This is a genomic window from Neobacillus drentensis (genome assembly GCF_036965645.1).
Lineage (GTDB): Bacteria > Bacillota > Bacilli > Bacillales > Cytobacillaceae > Neobacillus > Neobacillus drentensis_D.
Genome location: NZ_JBALPZ010000038.1, coordinates 1,734 through 20,692, shown reverse-complemented (window position 1 = coordinate 20,692; position 18,959 = coordinate 1,734). Strand labels below are relative to the sequence as shown.

The 18,959-nt window shown below is 39.5% G+C and carries 17 protein-coding genes; 16 read left to right on the top strand and 1 reads right to left on the bottom strand.

Features of this window, described 5'->3' with window-relative positions; all coding sequences use genetic code 11:
* Nucleotides 1-72 precede the first annotated feature (72 nt).
* From V7266_RS07405 to V7266_RS07365, 9 genes are all read left to right on the top strand, one after another.
* Nucleotides 73-282 carry a hypothetical protein gene (locus V7266_RS07405; protein ID WP_335467124.1) on the top strand — a complete coding sequence of 70 codons (210 nt, stop codon included), beginning with the start codon at nucleotides 73-75 and terminating at the stop codon, nucleotides 280-282.
* 73 nt (nucleotides 283-355) lie between these two features.
* The gene (locus V7266_RS07400) at nucleotides 356-946 is read left to right on the top strand and encodes a DNA-3-methyladenine glycosylase (protein WP_335467126.1); all 591 of its coding nucleotides are present in this window, start codon (nucleotides 356-358) and stop codon (nucleotides 944-946) included.
* Between the two features lie 342 nt (nucleotides 947-1,288).
* The gene (locus tag V7266_RS07395; protein ID WP_335467122.1) at nucleotides 1,289-2,512 is read left to right on the top strand and encodes a Zn-dependent hydrolase; all 1,224 of its coding nucleotides are present in this window, start codon (nucleotides 1,289-1,291) and stop codon (nucleotides 2,510-2,512) included.
* 34 nt (nucleotides 2,513-2,546) lie between these two features.
* Nucleotides 2,547-3,923, top strand: coding sequence for an NAD(P)-dependent oxidoreductase (locus V7266_RS07390; protein ID WP_335467120.1), 1,377 nt, complete (start codon nucleotides 2,547-2,549; stop codon nucleotides 3,921-3,923).
* Between the two features lie 35 nt (nucleotides 3,924-3,958).
* Complete coding sequence (gene preA, locus V7266_RS07385; protein ID WP_335467118.1) at nucleotides 3,959-5,245, top strand: NAD-dependent dihydropyrimidine dehydrogenase subunit PreA; 1,287 nt, start codon at nucleotides 3,959-3,961, stop codon at nucleotides 5,243-5,245.
* 38 nt (nucleotides 5,246-5,283) lie between these two features.
* Nucleotides 5,284-6,702 (top strand): dihydropyrimidinase, encoded by a 1,419-nt coding sequence (gene hydA / locus V7266_RS07380; RefSeq protein WP_335467117.1) that lies wholly within the window; start codon nucleotides 5,284-5,286, stop codon nucleotides 6,700-6,702.
* 74 nt (nucleotides 6,703-6,776) lie between these two features.
* On the top strand, nucleotides 6,777-7,004 hold the full coding sequence (locus tag V7266_RS07375; RefSeq protein WP_335467115.1) for a hypothetical protein: 228 nt from the start codon (nucleotides 6,777-6,779) through the stop codon (nucleotides 7,002-7,004).
* 49 nt (nucleotides 7,005-7,053) lie between these two features.
* Nucleotides 7,054-8,520 carry a CoA-acylating methylmalonate-semialdehyde dehydrogenase gene (locus tag V7266_RS07370; RefSeq protein ID WP_335467114.1) on the top strand — a complete coding sequence of 489 codons (1,467 nt, stop codon included), beginning with the start codon at nucleotides 7,054-7,056 and terminating at the stop codon, nucleotides 8,518-8,520.
* 69 nt (nucleotides 8,521-8,589) lie between these two features.
* Nucleotides 8,590-9,948: an aspartate aminotransferase family protein gene (locus V7266_RS07365; RefSeq protein WP_335467112.1), complete on the top strand. Its 1,359-nt coding sequence runs from the start codon at nucleotides 8,590-8,592 to the stop codon at nucleotides 9,946-9,948.
* 262 nt (nucleotides 9,949-10,210) lie between these two features.
* Here V7266_RS07365 and V7266_RS07360 read toward each other — a convergent pair whose 3' ends face one another.
* Entirely contained in the window at nucleotides 10,211-10,903 is a 693-nt protein-coding gene (locus tag V7266_RS07360; RefSeq protein WP_335467110.1) for a hypothetical protein, read from the bottom strand.
* Nucleotides 10,904-11,282: 379 nt separating this feature from the next.
* On the opposite strand from V7266_RS07360, the gene V7266_RS07355 reads away from it, so the two are divergent.
* From V7266_RS07355 to thrC, 7 genes are all read left to right on the top strand, one after another.
* Entirely contained in the window at nucleotides 11,283-12,056 is a 774-nt protein-coding gene (locus V7266_RS07355) for an ABC transporter permease subunit (RefSeq protein WP_420491346.1), read from the top strand.
* 19 nt (nucleotides 12,057-12,075) lie between these two features.
* Entirely contained in the window at nucleotides 12,076-12,840 is a 765-nt protein-coding gene (locus V7266_RS07350; RefSeq protein ID WP_335467106.1) for an ATP-binding cassette domain-containing protein, read from the top strand.
* Between the two features lie 44 nt (nucleotides 12,841-12,884).
* A complete protein-coding gene (locus V7266_RS07345; protein WP_335467104.1) occupies nucleotides 12,885-13,898 on the top strand; it encodes an ABC transporter substrate-binding protein in 1,014 nt (337 codons plus the stop codon).
* A 45-nt stretch (nucleotides 13,899-13,943) separates the two neighbouring features.
* The gene (locus V7266_RS07340; RefSeq protein WP_335467102.1) at nucleotides 13,944-15,137 is read left to right on the top strand and encodes a PLP-dependent aminotransferase family protein; all 1,194 of its coding nucleotides are present in this window, start codon (nucleotides 13,944-13,946) and stop codon (nucleotides 15,135-15,137) included.
* A 71-nt stretch (nucleotides 15,138-15,208) separates the two neighbouring features.
* Nucleotides 15,209-16,312 carry an iron-containing alcohol dehydrogenase family protein gene (locus V7266_RS07335; protein WP_335467100.1) on the top strand — a complete coding sequence of 368 codons (1,104 nt, stop codon included), beginning with the start codon at nucleotides 15,209-15,211 and terminating at the stop codon, nucleotides 16,310-16,312.
* A gap of 75 nt (nucleotides 16,313-16,387) precedes the next feature.
* Nucleotides 16,388-16,909, top strand: coding sequence for a GNAT family N-acetyltransferase (locus V7266_RS07330; RefSeq protein WP_335467098.1), 522 nt, complete (start codon nucleotides 16,388-16,390; stop codon nucleotides 16,907-16,909).
* Nucleotides 16,910-17,302: 393 nt separating this feature from the next.
* The gene (gene thrC, locus V7266_RS07325) at nucleotides 17,303-18,706 is read left to right on the top strand and encodes a threonine synthase (protein WP_335467096.1); all 1,404 of its coding nucleotides are present in this window, start codon (nucleotides 17,303-17,305) and stop codon (nucleotides 18,704-18,706) included.
* Nucleotides 18,707-18,959: the final 253 nt, after the last annotated feature.

Below are 18,959 nucleotides of genomic sequence, written 5' to 3'. Positions count from 1 at the left end.
TATTTAACAAGGATATTATTCATATCTGACAAATTATATATAAAAGAAAAGTAGGGGAAGGAAGTGGAGAGAATGAAACGCCAGAAAACTTTCTTTATTATGCATAACCTTATTTTTGAGGTCCAGAAGCCGGAAATAGCCGTTAAGAAAATAAAAGTAGCCATGGTTAAAATTGAAAATGAAGAATATAAAGTTTTGAGAAAACAATTTGATGAAGAGATTTTTAATATAGAAAGAAAATCTGGCGGATGGTTTATAACAGAAAAAGATAAGCCAATCTAAAGTAAATAGCAATCTTACAATTGAACAAATTATTTCAATGGAGTGAATACACATAGCAGATTTTTTAAAGGACATCAAACCATTATCTCAGGAGTTTTATGAACAGCCCACTCTTGAATTGGCAAAAGGATTACTCGGCTGCCTTCTAATAAAAGAAACGAAGGAGGGTATAGCGGCAGGTTATATTGTGGAAACAGAGGCATACATGGGGCCTGATGACAGGGCAGCACACAGCTATCACAACAGGCGTACGAAAAGAACCGAAGTAATGTTCCAGCGTTCAGGTCTTGCCTATACCTACGTAATGCATACCCATTGCCTTTTCAATGTAGTTAGCGGCGGTGAAGAAAAACCAGAAGCCGTGTTGGTCCGCGCTCTTGAACCTATGTACGGTATAGGGTTAATGAAAATGAGAAGAGGCATTGACGAACTAACAAAACTAACGAATGGCCCAGGAAAACTGACAAAATCAATGGGAATTACAATGGAGGACTATGGCTGTTCCCTGACTTCTCCTCCATTATATATTACCAAAGGTATCTGCCCTGATAGCATTTCAACGGGAAAAAGGATTGGAATCAACAACTCCGGTGAAGCCAAGGACTATCCTTGGCGATTCTGGGTTACTAAAAATGAATATGTCTCGAGACATCAAAAGACCTGATCCCATCGACCAACGAAAAGGGGTCAGTTTTTTTGTTCTAAAATGTATCCGTTTACATAAATTTCGAAGAAAGGAAGCAGTTTGTTAATCAATGTTATAAAGAATTTATGGACCCCTAGAGGAACTATGTAGTAAATAGTAACGTTATCCTAAATTATCTGTCAGATTATCTTACCATATAATGGAATAATGTCCATGTAAGGAAGATAATCAATCTAGGATTTTAAATAAAGACATTTGGTTTTACTAGAGCAAAGCAATTAGAAGGAATCAGCTGCTTAAGAATTAGTAAAAGTGTTTTCGATTACATCAGAAAGAAATGAAAGGGGCAGAAAATAGATTATGGAACAACAAAAAATTATAATCAGCGGCGAACGATTACAGGCCACGCTTGAAGAATTTGCCAATTTCGGACGCACAGAAAACAATGGTGTAACCCGTTTAGCTCTTTCAAAAGAGGATCGCTTAGCAAGAGATTATTTTTGCTCTTGCTGTAAAGCGTTAGGGATGTTGGTGGAGATTGATGATATGGGGAATATTTATGCGACATTAGCAGGAATTGAAGATAAGCCGCCGCTTGTGATCGGTTCACATTTAGACTCCGTTAAAAAAGGTGGACGGTTTGATGGGGTGTTAGGCGTAGTAGCTGGTTTAGAAGTTGCCCGAGCATTAGTGGAAAATAAAATTCAGCCTCGTGTTCCTCTCGTAATCGCCAATATTACAAATGAAGAGGGAGCTAGATTCGAACCATCGATGATGGCATCAGGCGTATTGTCAGGTAAATTCGATAAAGCCTCGATGATCAAGAAAAAGGATATCAATGGAATTACTTTTGAAGAAGCATTGCATTCCATCGGCTACGCTGGTAAAGAGGAATCACGTTTAAAAGAAGCAGCAGCGTTCTTGGAATTACATATAGAACAAGGGCCGATTTTAGAAAAGGAGTCCCTATCCATCGGTGTAGTGGAATGCGTCGTTGGTATGGTTTGTTATGAAATTCAAGTTACAGGGGAATCCGACCATGCGGGTACCACTCCAATGGACATGAGAAAGGATGCTCTCTTTGCTGCCAATAACTTGATCACTGAAGCCCGTCTAAAGCTTAGTGCCCTTGATAGTGATTTAGTTTTTACGATGGGCCGAATGAATGTCCTGCCTAACATTCATACTGTTATTCCCAATAAAGTCGTATTTTCATTAGAAGCTAGACATAAAGATCCATTGGTGATTAAGCGAGTGGAAGAAATTATCGTAAATCTGAAAAATACTTCCGCTCATGAGGGCTGTGACATCCAAATAGAAAAATTGTGGGATCGCTCAACCGTTTTATTTGATGAAAAAATTTGCGATTTATTAGAAAACTCTACGAAGACATTAGGCTACTCATATAAAAGAATGGTTAGCGGCGCCGGTCATGACGCCCAATTTTTGGCAAGCTATATACCAACTGCAATGATTTTTGTTCCAAGTATTAATGGAAAGAGTCATTGTGAAGAAGAGCTTACTACCTGGGAAGATTGCGCAAAGGGAGTCAATATCCTGCTAGAGACGGTACTCTCTTTTTAATCGTTTGCTTATTCAAATGAAGGAGGGATAGCAAGTGAGTGCGGAAAATCATTCAAAAATATCAACTGAGAATATAAGATTGAAATTTCAGGAAATAAAACCTGGATTAACAAAGCAGGAAGCCAACGAGGAATCGAACCGATGTCTTTATTGCTATGATGCACCATGTATTAAAGCTTGCCCAACCGGGATTGATATCCCTTCCTTCATCAAGAAAATAGCTTCTGGCAATTTAAAAGGATCTGCTAAAACAATTCTAACGGCAAATCCCATTGGGGCAAGCTGCGCGCGCGTCTGTCCAACGGAGGAATTATGTGAGGGCGCCTGTGTCTTGAACCATTCTACCAAACCCATCATGATCGGTAACCTTCAGCGTTATGCGACGGATTGGGCTATCCATAATGAGCAATCCCTGTTTAACCCTGGACAGAAAAATGGGAAAACAGTTGCGATTGTCGGCGGGGGACCAGCAGGGCTGTCGGCTGCAAGGGAACTAGCTCTGCTGGGCTATGAAGTTACTATTTTCGAAGCAGAAGAAAAGGCCGGAGGTTTAAACACATATGGGATCGTTCCGTTTAGGCTCCCTCTACACATCTCCTACTGGGAAGTAAAGCAAATCGAGACTTTGAATGTAGAAATTCGAACAAACACGAGAGTTGGCAAAGATATTTCAGTACAAGAAATCTTGACAACCTATGATGCTACTATTCTGGCGATTGGCATGTCAAAGGTTCCAGAATTGGGGATAAAAGGCGAGGAATTATCAGGGGTATTTGACGCAATCGAATTTGTCAGAGAAACGAAAACAAAACCAATTTCCAGTCAACTTCTTGGAAAGAAGGTTGCGGTAATTGGTGCAGGGAACACCGCTATCGATGCAGCAACCAGTTCCGTCCGTCTTGGGGCTGAAAATGTCAAAATCCTTTATAGAAGAACTTGGGAGGAAATGACTGCTTACGAATTTGAATATGAATTCGCTAAACAAGATGGGGTCGAATTTCGATGGCTTACGGCGCCAGTAAGGATTTTGGGAGATGAGCAAGGGAATGTAAACGGAATTGAATGTATCAAAATGGAGCTGGCGGAACCAGATGAAGATGGCCGCCGGCGCCCTGTTCCGATCAAAGGAACTGAATTTATCCTTGAAGTGGATGCAGTTATAAAAGCCAATGGTCAATCCAGATATGTGGAACTAATTGAACAGTTTCAGTTAGAGCATAACGCTGGTGTGGTGAAGATTAATCCATCTACCTTTCAAACATCGAATCAGAAGGTGTTTGCCTGTGGAGATGTCATCTTTGGAAAAGGACAACAGGGGGATGCAATGGTTGTATCAGCCGTACAACAAGGGAAAGAAAGTGCTTATTCTATCCATCAATTACTAAGCCCTTCCATTGTTGAAACAGCATAGGTTCGATGAGGTAAAGAAAAAAAGGAGGTAGGATTATGGCAGATTTAAGGATTAATCTTGCAGGAATAAAATCACCGAATCCATTCTGGTTAGCGTCAGCCCCCCCTACAAACTCAGGATATCAAGTTCAGCGTGCCTTCGAGGCCGGCTGGGGCGGTGCCGTATGGAAGACATTGGGGGAGCCGATTATCAATACCTCAGCACGATTCGCGGCCGTGAGCTTTAACGGACAAAGAGTAGCTGGATTTAACAATATCGAACTAATTACTGATCGCCCTCTAGAGGTGAACCTTAAAGAAATAGCCGAAACCAAAAAGCGCTTCCCGAATCACGCTATCATTGCTTCGTTAATGGTAGAGCCAAAACAAGAAAAATGGCATGAGATTGTCAAAAAAGTAGAAGCGGTGGGTGTTGACGGACTTGAATTGAACTTTGGATGCCCTCATGGAATGGCGGAAAGAGGGATGGGATCTGCATCGGGCCAAGTACCTGCCCTTGTGGAAAAACAAACATTTTGGGTAAAGGAAGTAGCTAAGACTCCGGTAATCGTAAAACTCACACCAAATATAACCGATATTACAGCTACAGCAGAGGCGGCGGTACGGGGTGGTGCGGATGCGGTTAGTATGATTAATACCATTAATAGTTTAGCAGGGGTCGATCTCGATACTTGGAACACCATTCCACATGTGGCCGGGAAGGGGGCACACGGAGGGTACTGCGGGCCGGCAGTTAAACCTATTGCCTTACATATGGTGGGGGAATGTGCCCGAAACCCAAAGATTAATATCCCTATTTCTGGAATCGGTGGAATATCCAACTGGCAAAATGCTGTTGAATTCATGTTAATGGGGGCAGCCGGTGTCCAAGTTTGTACCGCTGCCATGCACCATGGTTTTAGAATCGTCGAGGATATGATTGAAGGGTTAAATAACTATTTAGATGAAAAAGGCATCGCTTCTGTCATGGAACTAGTAGGTAAATCCGTACCGAAATATTCTGATTGGGGCAATCTTGATTTGAACTATAATATTGTTGCCAGAATTAATAAAGATGTTTGCATTAATTGCAACAAATGCTATATCTCCTGCGAGGATACATCACATCAATGTATCGATATGCTGAAAGATGAACAAGGAAACAGCATTCTCAAAGTAAGGGAAGAGGACTGTGTGGGCTGTAATTTATGTTCCATCGTTTGCCCGGTGGAAGGCGCAATTGACATGATTGAAGTACCAAGTGAACTTCCGCCGATGACATGGAATGAAAGGCAAGCAGCACTCGGAGCAATTTCTTGCGAAACCGATATTGTAAAAAAATAAAAAAGCTGAATTTTTCAAATGAGACTGGGAGGGTTAGTATGAAAAAAATCATTAAAAACGGAACCGTTGTAACGGCAGCCGATACCTATCTGGCCGATGTGTGTATTGAAAATGGAGTGGTTACTCAAATTGGAGCGAATTTATCCGACGTTGGAGCAGATGTGATTGATGCAAAAGGCTGTTATCTATTCCCTGGAGGAATTGACCCGCACACCCATCTGGAAATGCCATTTGGCGGAACGGTTACTAAAGATGACTTTGAAACAGGTACGATTGCTGCAGCCTTTGGCGGAACCACAACGATTATTGATTTCTGCTTAACTACAAAAGGGAAAACACTAAAAAGTTCCGTCGATACCTGGCATGCCAAATCCAAAGATAAAGCGGTAATTGATTATGGTTTCCACCTTCAAATTGTGGAAATGAATAATGAAAAATTAGCCGAGCTGCCTCCAATGATTGAAGAAGAGGGTATCACTTCCCTTAAAGTTTTTATGGCTTATAAAAATCAGTTCCAAGCTGATGACGAGACCCTTTTCAAAACATTGATTGCTGCGAGAGACCTTGGTGCCCTCGTCATGGTTCATGCGGAAAATGGTGATGTGATTGATTATTTAGTCAAGAAAGCCGTAGAAGAAGGAAAAACGGACCCCATTTATCATGCCCTCACTAGGCCGCCAGAAGTGGAAGCGGAGGCAACGGGCAGAGCCGCCACATTAACTGGGCTGGCAAAATCTCAACTATATGTCGTCCATGTATCTTGTGCGGAAGCAGCCCGTAAAATTGCCGAAGCGAGAAGCAAAGGGATTGATATTTGGGGCGAAACTTGTCCACAGTATTTGGTTTTGGATCAGTCCTACTTAGAAAAGCCGAATTTTGAAGGAGCAAAATATGTCTGGTCCCCGCCTTTACGTGAGAAATGGAATCAAGCTGAGTTATGGAATGCCTTAAAAACAGGTCAATTGCAGACCTTAGGTTCCGATCAATGCTCCTTTGACTTTGTGGGTCAAAAGGACCTTGGAAAAGATGATTTTTCAAAAATTCCGAACGGAGGACCCATCATCGAGGACCGTGTTAGTATTCTTTTCTCCGAGGGGGTTAAGAAAGGAAGAATTTCGATTAATCAGTTTGTCGATATTACTTCCACAAAGGCCGCTAAGTTATTTGGTTTGTATCCAAAAAAAGGGACCATTGCGATTGGTGCAGATGCTGACATTGTTATATTTGATCCAACTGTGGAGCGCGTCATCACGGCTGAGGCGCACCATATGGCTGTTGATTATAATGCATTCGAAGGAATCAAAGTAACGGGAGAGCCTGTATCCGTCTTATCAAGAGGTGAATTTGTTATCCGTGAAAAGCAGTTTGTTGGAAAACCAGGTGCCGGACAATTCCTAAAACGTGCGAAGTATGGATCTGATAAAAAGTCTGAACAAGAAAGTCCTCTAACATTTTAAGAGCAAGAGAAGCGGGTTAAGGATTAGGGATTCTTATCCCTTCTCCTATGACACGAGAAAGGAGTAAAAGAATAATGTCCGACTATCAACAGTTTCTAAAAGAACGAGATTTAGTTGATTATTACATTCAAAAAGGGTTTCAAATAAAAACGATTACGGAAAATTTAAGCGGAGCATATGTTTTATTTGAGAAAAAGAACAGCAATGGTTTAAAGGAATCGGAAACCCTTCACCTTTTAACTCCTGCTGCTCGTAAGTATTTTTCCGTGAGATTGATTCAACAACAAAACTGTCAACTTTGAAGGCGGAAGATAATTTGCAATTCTAGATTAAAATAAGGAGACTATTGGAATGACAATTTTTACACAAGGAATCCAGCATTTAAAGAACTACATTGGGGGAGAATGGGTTGACTCAAAATCTGATAAAACGGAATTTGTAGTTAATCCAGCAACTGGTCAGACAATAGCGGAAATCCCGCTTTCAACAAAAGAGGATGTCGACCATGCCGTTGCCGTTGCGAAAGAGGTATTTAAAACATGGTCCCAGACAGCTGTTCCCAAGCGGGCAAGAATTTTATTTAAGTATCAACAGCTGCTTGTTGATAATTGGGATGAACTTGCCAAGCTTGTCACAATTGAAAATGGGAAGGCTCTTTCGGAAGCAATGGGCGAGGTACAGCGTGGAATTGAGTGTGTTGAATTTGCTGCAGGTGCACCGACATTAATGATGGGTAAACAACTGCCTGATATCGCTACGAATATAGAATCCGGTATGTATCGCTATCCTCTGGGAGTGGTAGGCGGGATCACTCCATTCAATTTTCCCATGATGGTTCCATGCTGGATGTTCCCGATTGCGATTGCATGTGGAAATACCTTTGTATTAAAACCATCAGAACGGACACCGCTTCTTGCGGCGCGCCTGGCAGAATTAATGGCGGAGGCCGGCTTGCCAGACGGCGTCCTTAATATTGTCAATGGTGCTCATGATGTGGTCAATGGGCTGCTCGAACATAAAGATGTTAAAGCGATTTCATTTGTCGGTTCCCAGCCTGTTGCCGAATATGTTTATAAAAAAGCAACAGCAAACCTGAAACGGGTCCAAGCGCTCTCTGGTGCAAAAAATCATTCGATCGTATTAAAAGACGCAAACCTGGACCTTGCGGCAAGAGAAATTACTAACGCAGCCTTTGGTTCAGCGGGCGAACGTTGTATGGCCGCCGCGGTTGTAGCAGTCGAAGAAAGTATTGCCGACGAATTGGTCAAGCGATTATCTGTTTTAGCTGATGAAATAAAAATTGGGAATGGTCTTACTGATGGTGTTTTTCTTGGGCCAGTCATCCGGGAAGGGAATAAGACTCGGACCGGTGATTATATCGAGTCCGGTATAACCCAGGGGGCTACTCTTGTGCGAGATGGCCGTAAGGATGAAGCCGTTAATGGACCAGGATACTTCGTTGGACCTACTATTTTTGATCATGTTACGAAAGATATGAAAATATGGCAGGAGGAACTTTTTGCACCGGTTCTCTCAATTGTTAGAGTAAAAGATTTAACGGAAGCTATTGATGTTGCCAATTCTTCGTCATTCGCAAACGGTGCCTGCCTGTACACCGACAGTGCATCAGCCGTGCGTCAATTCCGTGAAACGATAGATGCAGGGATGCTGGGAGTTAATGTTGGGGTGCCTGCTCCGATGGCCTTCTTCCCATTTTCAGGTTATAAAGATTCGTTCTATGGTGATTTACATGCAAATGGATCAGACGGAGTCGAATTTTATACGAGGAAGAAAATGTTGACGGCTCGTTATGAGTAGGATGAGCGGCAGCAAGGGGTAAGATTACAATCTGAGTTTAAACATTTGAAACAGGAAGGACGATAGTAAATGTCCATGATTAAAAATGAAGCAGAAGAATTACTAGAAAAAGACCGGCAATACCTATGGCATCATATGTCTCCATATAAAGAAAAAGCAGCTCCAACCGTTGCAGTGGAAGGAAAAGGATCCTGGATTACGGACATCAATGGTAAAAGATACTTAGATGCGATGTCTGGATTATGGTGTGTAAACGTGGGATACGGAAGAGAAGAGTTAGCCAGGGCAGCGTACGAACAATTAAAAAGCCTTCCCTATTTCCCCCTTTCACAAAGTCATCTCCCGGCCATCCAGCTAGCAGAGAAATTAAATGAGTGGTTAGAAGGGGATTATGTTATTTTTTTCTCTAACAGCGGCTCAGAAGCAAATGAGACTGCGTTTAAAATAGCTCGTCAATATCACCAGCAAAACGGAGAACCAACTCGTTATAAATTCATTTCACGTTATCGAGCCTACCATGGGAATTCAATGGGGTCATTGGCTGCCACTGGGCAGGCAGTTCGAAAATTTAATTACGAACCACTTGCCCCAGGATTTATTCACGTAAGCCCGCCAGATAGTTATCGTCGTCCAGATGGGCAGACGGTCGAACAATTTAATCTGCAATGTGCGTTAGAAATAGAAAAAACTATCATTTGGGAAGGCAAGGAATCTATTGCTGCGATCATAATGGAACCAGTCATCACCGGGGGAGGTGTTCTGGTCCCGGAAACTATTTATATGGAAAAAGTAAAGGAAATCTGTCAAAAGTATGGAGTCCTCCTTATAATGGATGAGGTGATTTGCGGCTTTGGCCGAACGGGGAAAAAATTTGGTCATATGCACTTTGACCTTAAACCTGATATTGTCACAATGGCGAAGGGGCTTACTAGCGGTTATCTTCCGCTATCTGCCACTGCTGTACGCCGAGATTTATACGAAAAGTTCATGAGTTCAGATGAATTTGGTTATTTCCGGCATGTAAACACGTTTGGTGGTAACCCTGCTGCTTGTTCTGTTGCATTAAAAAATATAGAAATCTATGAAAAAGAAAATCTAGTAGAGCGTGCTCAAGCTTTAGGTGGCCAGTTAAGACAAGGACTAAATGAACTAAGTAATCATCCGCTTGTTGGTGACATTCGAAGTTTTGGTTTGCTGCTAGGAATAGAACTTGTGGACAACAAACAAACGAAGGAGCCAGTGACGCCAGCAAAAATTGATCAGATCATCGCCGAATGTAAGAATAAGGGATTGATTATTGGTAAAAACGGGGCAACTGTAGCTGGCTTTAATAATATTCTTACGCTTTCACCACCATTATCTTCAACTGACGAGGATCTAGAATTTATTGTTACAACATTAAAAGAAGTTATCAATAAAGTTGTCTGAGTCAAAAATGAAAAAGCGTACTTACTTGGCGCTATTTCAAATTGAAATTAGAATAAAGAAATTGGGAAGTAAAAAAGACTTAACCCTCTTGGTTAAGTCTTTTAATATGATCTATTTATCCAAGTTCTCATTTATGAGAGACCTGTTCCTTCAATTTTTTATATCCTTTCCATAATATTTTTTAATCGAAACGGATTATCCTTGTAATCCTTTTGTTTCGATTACAGTATAAAGTTGTCGATTCCATAATGGACAAACCTATTCAACACCCCCTCATGGTTACGAGTGTTTGGTTATGATCACCTGGACCGATAAAATCTAATGCGGCAGGAGAGAAAATCTTAACTTTTCTTTTAAAGCCCTCCGATCGTATTCGGATTGGCTTCATAACTACATTATCCTGAAAAATGCGGCCTCCGGAGAATATCTCCTTTTTGGCCCTTTTACAAAAGACAGACATATATTTCTTACTGATCGTTTTCACAGCGACATGGTCTTTCGCTTTCTCTTTCTGTTGCCAAGATTCTTGCTCTGTCTGTAAAACCACTTCTTCAATCATAGCGACGATTCCAATTTCGCGTTTATTTAAAAGTAAGACGAAGTTAAATCCTGATTTCGATTTCTTCTGAACAATTTCCACTTCTTTTGTAATAACCGTGACGAACTCCTCTTTTGTATGTGAGTCTTGAGCGTTTTCTTTTGGTTTTATGACACGATAAGAGGCCTTTGCACCAATTCCCTCGTCAGTGAAGTCAAATGGTTTTATACTTTGTGATCGAACAAAGTATATTTTGTTAACCTTATCCTTACTGTCTAATTGGACACATAAAGCCACATCTTCTTTCACCGCCTTTCCCTCACCGTTCGAGAGAATAGGGACATTCATTTTCATTCTTGGAAATTGAACAAAGATGTAGCTGAAGTTTTTCTTAGGCTGTACATCTGAAAGTCTCATAAACTCACAACCTTTCCGAATTGTTCCAAGGTTTTTTTCCTTGTAAAAGTATAATTCAATATAGAATCCTTTCTTCCTGTATGAGTATGAAGAGTTTTCGTCGTCACTTTCTTATGAAATGCGATGGTTCCTCCTATTTGTTGAGGATTTATGAGTAAATCTTCTATCGAAAAACAAAGAAGAAATATTTTTTGTCGGTTAATTGGAGGGACAAATTTTGTTTGGGGATTTTCCATCCATTAATAGAATTTGTTAATCAATAGTAAAAATTATTCCATCAGCCAATCTATTGCCAGTTCAAGATTTTAAATGATAGTATGAATACCAATAAACCTATATGTTTACTGGGATTTGAGAGAGGAGAAGATAAATGAGAAACATGAGTTTAAATACTTATATGAAGTTTATCGCACCATGGATTTTACCTGCTCTAATAATTTTGTTTTGGCAAGTTTTTGGATCAATTGGACTTATAGCCAAAGATACTTTACCGGCACCAACGGATATATTAGAAAGTGCCTTCCGCATTATCGAGACAGGTGAGTTATTTACCCATATTAAGGTAAGCTTTAGCCGGGCATTTACAGGATTTTTAATTGGAGGAGGGCTGGGACTTATTCTAGGTGTTGTTAATGGGGTCTTTCCTATAGCTGATCGGCATGTAGACACCACTATTCAAATGTTTCGGAATATTCCGCATTTAGCGTTAATCCCGCTAGTCATCCTATGGTTAGGAATTGGGGAGGAGGCAAAGATCTTTTTAGTATCTATTGGTGTGTTTTTTCCGATATACGTTAATACCTACTATGGAATTATCTCAGTAGACAAGGGACTCATTGAAATGGGTAGGGTCTACGGCCTATCGGGGAGCAAGCTATTGATTAGAGTGATTTTTAAAGGAGCTCTTCCATCTGTCCTTGTGGGTGTCCGATATGCCTTAGGTATCATGTGGTTAACTTTAATTGTGGCGGAAACCGTTGCCGCTGATTCCGGGATAGGGTATATGGCCATGCACGCCCGTGAATTTATGCAAATAGATGTTGTTATTGTGGCCATTCTACTCTATGCAATCCTTGGAAAACTGGCAGACTCAGCTGCAAGATTATTGGAATCTAAATTATTGAAATGGAATCCATCCTATAACAAGTCGTAAAAGAAGGGGAGAAAGCGCAATGGATATAAATCAGGGAGGCATACAGTTAGAAATCAAAAATTTAACAAAAACTTTTGGAGACGTTGACGTGCTAAAAGGAATTAATTTAGATATAGCTCCTGGGGAGTTTGTGGCCATTGTAGGACAAAGTGGTTGTGGAAAAAGTACATTACTAAGGCATCTTGCTGGGTTAGAGCAAGCGAGTAGTGGTGAAATCCACCAAAATAATGAGAGTCTATCTTCCCTAAATAAACTGGCACGTTTTATGTTCCAAGATGCCCGTCTTCTTCCATGGGAAAAAATAGTGGCAAATGTTGGAGTGAGCTTAGGGCTGACAGGTAATTGGAGGGAGGAGTCTTTACTTGCTTTAGAGCAAGTGGGTCTAAAAAATCGAGCAAATGATTGGCCAGCCGTTTTATCCGGCGGGCAGCGGCAAAGAGTAGCGCTTGCACGAGCATTAGCAACAAAACCCAAATTACTTTTATTAGACGAACCGCTTGGGGCACTAGATGCCTTGACAAGAATTGAAATGCAAGAATTAATCGAAAAAATTTGGAAAACCCATCAGTTTACAGCCGTTTTAGTTACTCATGATGTAGCGGAGGCCATTACTCTTGCTGACCGTGTTGTATTAATCGAAGATGGGAAAATTGCAATGGATTTACAAATTCCATTATCAAGACCTCGTGAAAGGGGAAACAGTGCCTTTGGCAGACTAGAAGGGAAAGTTTTATCCCGTGTCATGAGAAAAGAGTACCAATCACTAAAACAAGTTCAATCCTAGGTTTAATAGAAAAATATAAAAATAAATAAGGGGGGACATGGATTATGAATTTTTTCTACAAAAGGGACAGAATTAATAAAAGGAGATGGTACTTGCCTATTCTGTTTGCAGTCATTATTTCCATCATTTCAGGCTGTGGCAATGACAAAACAAAAGAGGCAGACGCAAATGGCAAAGTAGACCTTTCAGAGGTGACGCTAGTACTCGGTGATCAAGCAGGGTTGACAAAATCTAAAGTGGAAGCATCTAAAGTTTTAGAGGGAACGCCATATAAAGTAAAATGGGCGAGCTTCCAAGGAGCTGCTCCATTATTTGAAGCAGTTAAATCAGGATCAGTAGATACGGCACCTGCTGGAGATACTCCTATTTTAACAGCCGCAGCTTCTGGAGTTCCGATAAAAATAATCGCAACGAATGTTTCCTCCACTGAGTCACTTGGTATTCTCGTCCAAAAAGATTCTGCAATTAAGACCGTTAAAGATCTAAAAGGGAAGACCATTGTAATTTCTTCTGCTCAAGGAAGTATTGCACAGCATTTGGTGATTGAGGCTTTAAAAGAAGAAGGGCTTACTACTAAGGACGTTACGATTAAATTTATTTTGCCAACAGATGCAGCTGCAGCATTTAAAGCTGGTGAAATTGAAGTATGGGGTACATTTGATCCGTATATGACCATTGCCGTAAACAATGGAGCACGGGTGTTAAGAACTGGGAAAGGCATAAGCAGCGGGGTAGGTTTCCTAACTGTTTCAGAGGAAGCACTTAAAGATCCAGGGAAAAAAGAAGCTTTAAAAGATGTAGTAAAACGGTTCGAAAAGGCTTGGGAATGGGAGCATGATAATAAGGAAGAATACGTAAAACTTTACTCTAAAATAACTGGATTACCGGAAGAAGTTTCCAGAGAGATTAATAGTAAAGTAAATGCTAAATTCCGTCCAGTAACTGATAGTGATATCCAAGCTGTCCAAAAGGTAGCAGATTCGTTTAAAGAGGCGGGGGTTCTTCAAAAATCTGTTAATGTTTCTAAGCTAGTTGATAATGAGATTTTTGCAAAGTAAAGGTAAAAATTATCTAGCGACTCTTACATAAAGGAGAACTGATATATGGCTAAACAACTACAAAACTATCAATATGCAAAGTATCTTCCTTCCTCTCCTTCAATTGGAGGGACAACAGTTACGGATCCATTCCATGTGCATTTATCATTTGGATATCCTAGCACTCATTTGTTTCCTATAGAGGAACTAAATCATGCTGCTTCAAAAGCAATATTGAATCATGGGTCACTGGCCCTTCACTATTCTGGTGGGGATGGTCCAAGGAAGATAAGAGAATGGATTAGAAATCGATCGAAAATAAGGTCCATTTATGTGGATCATAAGCAAATTATAACCACTGCAGGAGCGATGCAGGCCATTGATTTGGCTGCCAAAGTACTGGTTAATCCTGATGATGAAGTGTGGGTGGAGGGGCCAACTTATTTCAATGCCCTTCAATCATTTCGAATGGCTGGTGCTAAGATAAAATCGTTTCCGATTGATGAGCAAGGGGTTCAGGTTGATTTAATAGAGGAGGCTCTTGTAGAGGCTAGGCAATTGAATAAGCAGATACCAAAATTATTTTATTGCATGCCCAATTTCCACAATCCAAGCGGGGTAAGTCTTTCCCTGGAAAGAAGAAAAAAACTGGCCCAATTAGCGTACGAATACAACTTTTATATTCTTGAGGATGATGCCTATTCTGAATTGAGTTTTAAGAACAGCTATCCCCCTGCGATTTATTCATTTGCGGAAGAAAGGGTCATCTATGTGGGAACCTTTTCAAAAATTATTGCTCCAGGTATACGTTTAGGCTGGATCATTGCGAATGATGAGGTTTTGCAAAATATTCACTTATTAATGTTAGGAAGTCAAACGAGCCCATTCACCCAAGAAATAATTGCTAGTTTATTAGAAGGAATTTCTTTTGAGGATCATTTAGAACAATTGATTTTAACCTATCGTCAAAAAAGGGATATCATGATCGAAAGTATTGAAGCGTTTTTTGGTGAAGATGTCACTTTCCATATTCCTGAGGGAGGATTTTTCCTTTGGCTTAGTTTCCACCCAGAAGTGGATACAGCCAATTTTGCCGGTGAGGCATTCCAAAGAGGAGTAAGTATTGTGGAAGGAAAGTCCTTTTTCGAAACGAATCAAGGTCCCAATCAACTAAGACTTTGCTTTTCCTACTGTAATGAAGAGCAAATAAGACGCGGGATAAAAATATTGGCAGAATCCTATTATACTTATTATAAATAAAACATTCACTGGGAGCACCACTTAGTTCTTAATTTGCAAATATGAATCGAATTAATTTGGAGGAAAAAAGGATGCTTACAATTAATACACCAGAAAAATATATTAATGAAGAAAATAGTATCTCATTAGCAGGAAAATATATCTCAAATCTTAGTAAAACAGCGATTGTAATAGGAGGAAAAAAGGCATTAGAAAAAGCAGGTCAAAATCTATTTACAAGTTTAGAAGAAGCAGGAATATCCTATCAAACGGAATTATTTTCAGGCTATTGCACAAAACAGGCCATAGAAAAATATACCGAACTCACCAAACTGTCAAAGGCAGGTGTTGTGATTGGAATAGGGGGTGGAAGGGTACTAGACACAGTTAAGGCAGTTGCAGAAAACGTTGATCTACCAGTTGTAACCATTCCAACCATTGCAGCCACATGTGCAGCCTGGTCAGCACTATCCGTTGTCTATAACGAAAATGGGGCTGTAACAGAATTTATTTCATTAAATAAATCTCCGAAATTGATTTTAGTAGACCCAAAAATTATTATAGAAGCACCCGTAAGATATTTACAGGCAGGTATTGCAGATACAATTGTGAAGTGGTATGAATTTGTACCATATGTTAAAAATGAGGTCTATGATTTCCCTTTGCAAATTTCCTTAAACTCAGCCAAACTTGCATTAACCATTCTTGATGAAAATTCTCTGCAAGCAATTGACGCCAATAAAGAAGGACGAGTTAACCGGTCCTTTAAGGAAGTGATAAATGCGATCATCGCCTTGGCTGGTTTAGTAGGAAGTATAGTGGGAGAAAGACATAAAACGGCGATAGCACATTCCATTCATAATAGTATGACCTACCTTTCAGAAACACATGGAAGTCTTCATGGAGAGAAAGTGATATTTGGATTGATTGCTCAATTTATTTTAGAGGGCAAACCACAGTCAGAAATAAATGATTTAATTACAAAGCTTAAAAAAATTAATCTGCCTGTCTCTCTAAAACAGCTAGGTTTAGAAAACAATTTAGGGGAAAAAATAAACGAAATAGCAACCCGTGTAAAAGTAAACTCAGATGATGTAGATAGTTTATCATTTGATGTAAACAATCAATTGATTGAAAATGCAATCAAAAAGGCGAATGAGATAGGGGAAAAGAGTTTGAATGTAACAGTCATATAAGAAGACTTTCGGTTACCCCATGTTAGTGGGTTTAAAGCGGTTATTAATACACAGAATGGAGAGGAGGAAAAGCGAATGAATAGTGATCTTATTAGTAATATTATTGTAGAGGAATTAGTGGAAGAAGAAAAAGGAAATGTGCAAGAATTATTGATTGCTAGCTATCAACAATATGAACATTCCTTTTCAGATCCTGAGTTTTGGAAAGGATATCTGGAGGATATAAAGACGTCACTTGATAATCCGTATGTAGATCGAATTTTAGTTGCAAAGCAAGGTTCAGATATAGTAGGTACAGTTCAGCTCTTTAAGACAGCAGAAAAAGCATATAAGAGAATGGAAGTTCCTATTTATGATCCATTTATCCGATTGCTCGCTGTTCACCCAAAAGCAAGGGGACGCGGGATAGCAATAGAACTATTAAAAGCATGTGTAAATTATGCAAAAGAAATCGAAGCAAAATCTGTTTATTTATTCACAGGTAATGAAATGGCCAAAGCCATTCGCCTCTATGAATGGTTTGGTTTTAAAAGAGATCTTACAAGAGAATTCGTGAACAATGATAATTCTCCAAAATGCTATCGATTTGATTTATAAACTTGGCAATAAAATTGAATAATTGATTTTCCCCCTTAAGTAGATAGTGTAAAGGTCCATGAACTTCCTTGGATGAATCACGTCTTTTCAAGGGGATTTTTTTTGAATTAATGGGTATTTCAAAAGGTGTACCTTTATTTGTTCATGATAAAAATGAAAATTCTAAAAACATTGTATAGACTTGCTGTTCATTTATATATTAAAATGTAATTTATAATTATTATTTCACAATTATCAAATGGAGTTTTTATTTGCCATTATTATGGAGTAACCGAGTTTAATACGATTATACCAGAGGAATATTCGGAAAATTAAAAAACTAACGTTATTTAAATGAAAATCACTTTTGAAACCTTNNTGGTAATACTATAAATTCTTATTTGGAGGCAGATTATGAACTTTGTTAGCACACGAGGAAACGTAAATAAAATCGGATTTATCGATACAGTCTTAATGGGTCTTGCAAATGATGGGGGACTTCTGGTACCAGAGAAAATCCCACAAATCCCAGCGGAGAAGTTAGAGGCAATGTCTAAACTCACTTATCAGGAATTAGCTTACGAAATTTTTTCCTATTATGTTGATGGTGAAATTCCAGATAACGAGCTAAAGGCATTAATTGAGAAAAGTTATGCAACCTTCCGTCATCCGGAGGTGACTCCTGTTCAAAAATTGAAAAATAATATGTATGTGCTTGAACTGTTTCATGGTCCAACCTTTGCTTTTAAAGATATTGCCCTGCAATTCTTAGGGAATTTATATTCCTACGTGTCAAAGAAGACCGGTGAAACGATTCATATTCTTGGAGCTACATCTGGTGATACTGGTGCTTCTGCCATTGAGGGTGTTAGGGGAAAAGAAGGCATTCGCATTTGTATTTTGCATCCACATGGTAAAGTAAGTAAGGTGCAAGAATTACAAATGACGACAGTTAATGATCAAAGTGTCTTGAATTTAGCCATTGAAGGAACGTTTGATGATGGTCAGAGAATCATCAAGGAATTGTTTGCAGATGTTGACTTTAAAAACAAGTACCATCTTCGAGCGATTAATTCTATTAACTTTGTTCGGATTTTGGCTCAAACCGTTTATTATTTCTATGCCTATTTCCAAGTGAAAAAAGAGAAAGACGTAAAGAGTGTTAACTTTAGCGTACCGACTGGAAACTTCGGGGATATCTTTGCAGGTTATCTTGCAAAGAAAATGGGACTTCCTGTAGGTAAACTTATCGTAGCAACGAATGAGAATAATATCTTAGAAGGTTTTATCCATGATGGGTTGTACATGCCTGGTGAATTCCGAAGCACCTACAGTCCTTCGATGGATATTCAGGTAGCCAGCAACTTTGAACGTTATTTATATTATTTGCTGGATGAAAATCCAAATGCCGTTACTGAATTGATGGAAACATTCAAGACAGAAGGTAAAATCGTTGTAAGCGAGGATCTTTTAGAGCAGGTTAAAAAGGATTTTGCTGCATATGGGGTTGAAGGGGAAGAATGCTTGCAAACAATCAGCAAATACTATGATGAAACCAGCTATTTATTAGACCCGCATACTGCTTGTGGTGTGGCTGCTTATGAAACATGTAATGCATCGGGTGAAGTTTGCGTTACACTTGCCACTGCTCATCCGGCAAAATTTAATGAATCGATTGAGCGTTGTGACATTGATCAAACGTTCCCTGAGGAAATCAATCAACTGTTTGATAAACCACAGTACCTGGAAGTTGTAGAAGCTGACAAGGATGAAATCACGCGAAAATTAGAAAAGCTGTTTAGTTATTCAGTTCAATAAACTTAGAATTAGATTTTATATATTTGCTTAAAGTTATCCTCTTACGTTTGTAGCGTAAGGGGATTTTTATAGTATTTAAACATTGTAAACAACTTGCATAATAACTCTCTTATTCTTTTGTGCATTTTGCCTATTTATTGAAAGATTAAAATAACTTAAACTTTAACAGATGAAAAGCGCTTTCAAGTGCTATGTGAATTCTTATTTACATAAACAACTTATTCGTTTTTTAACTTTTAGGCTGTGTTAAAGG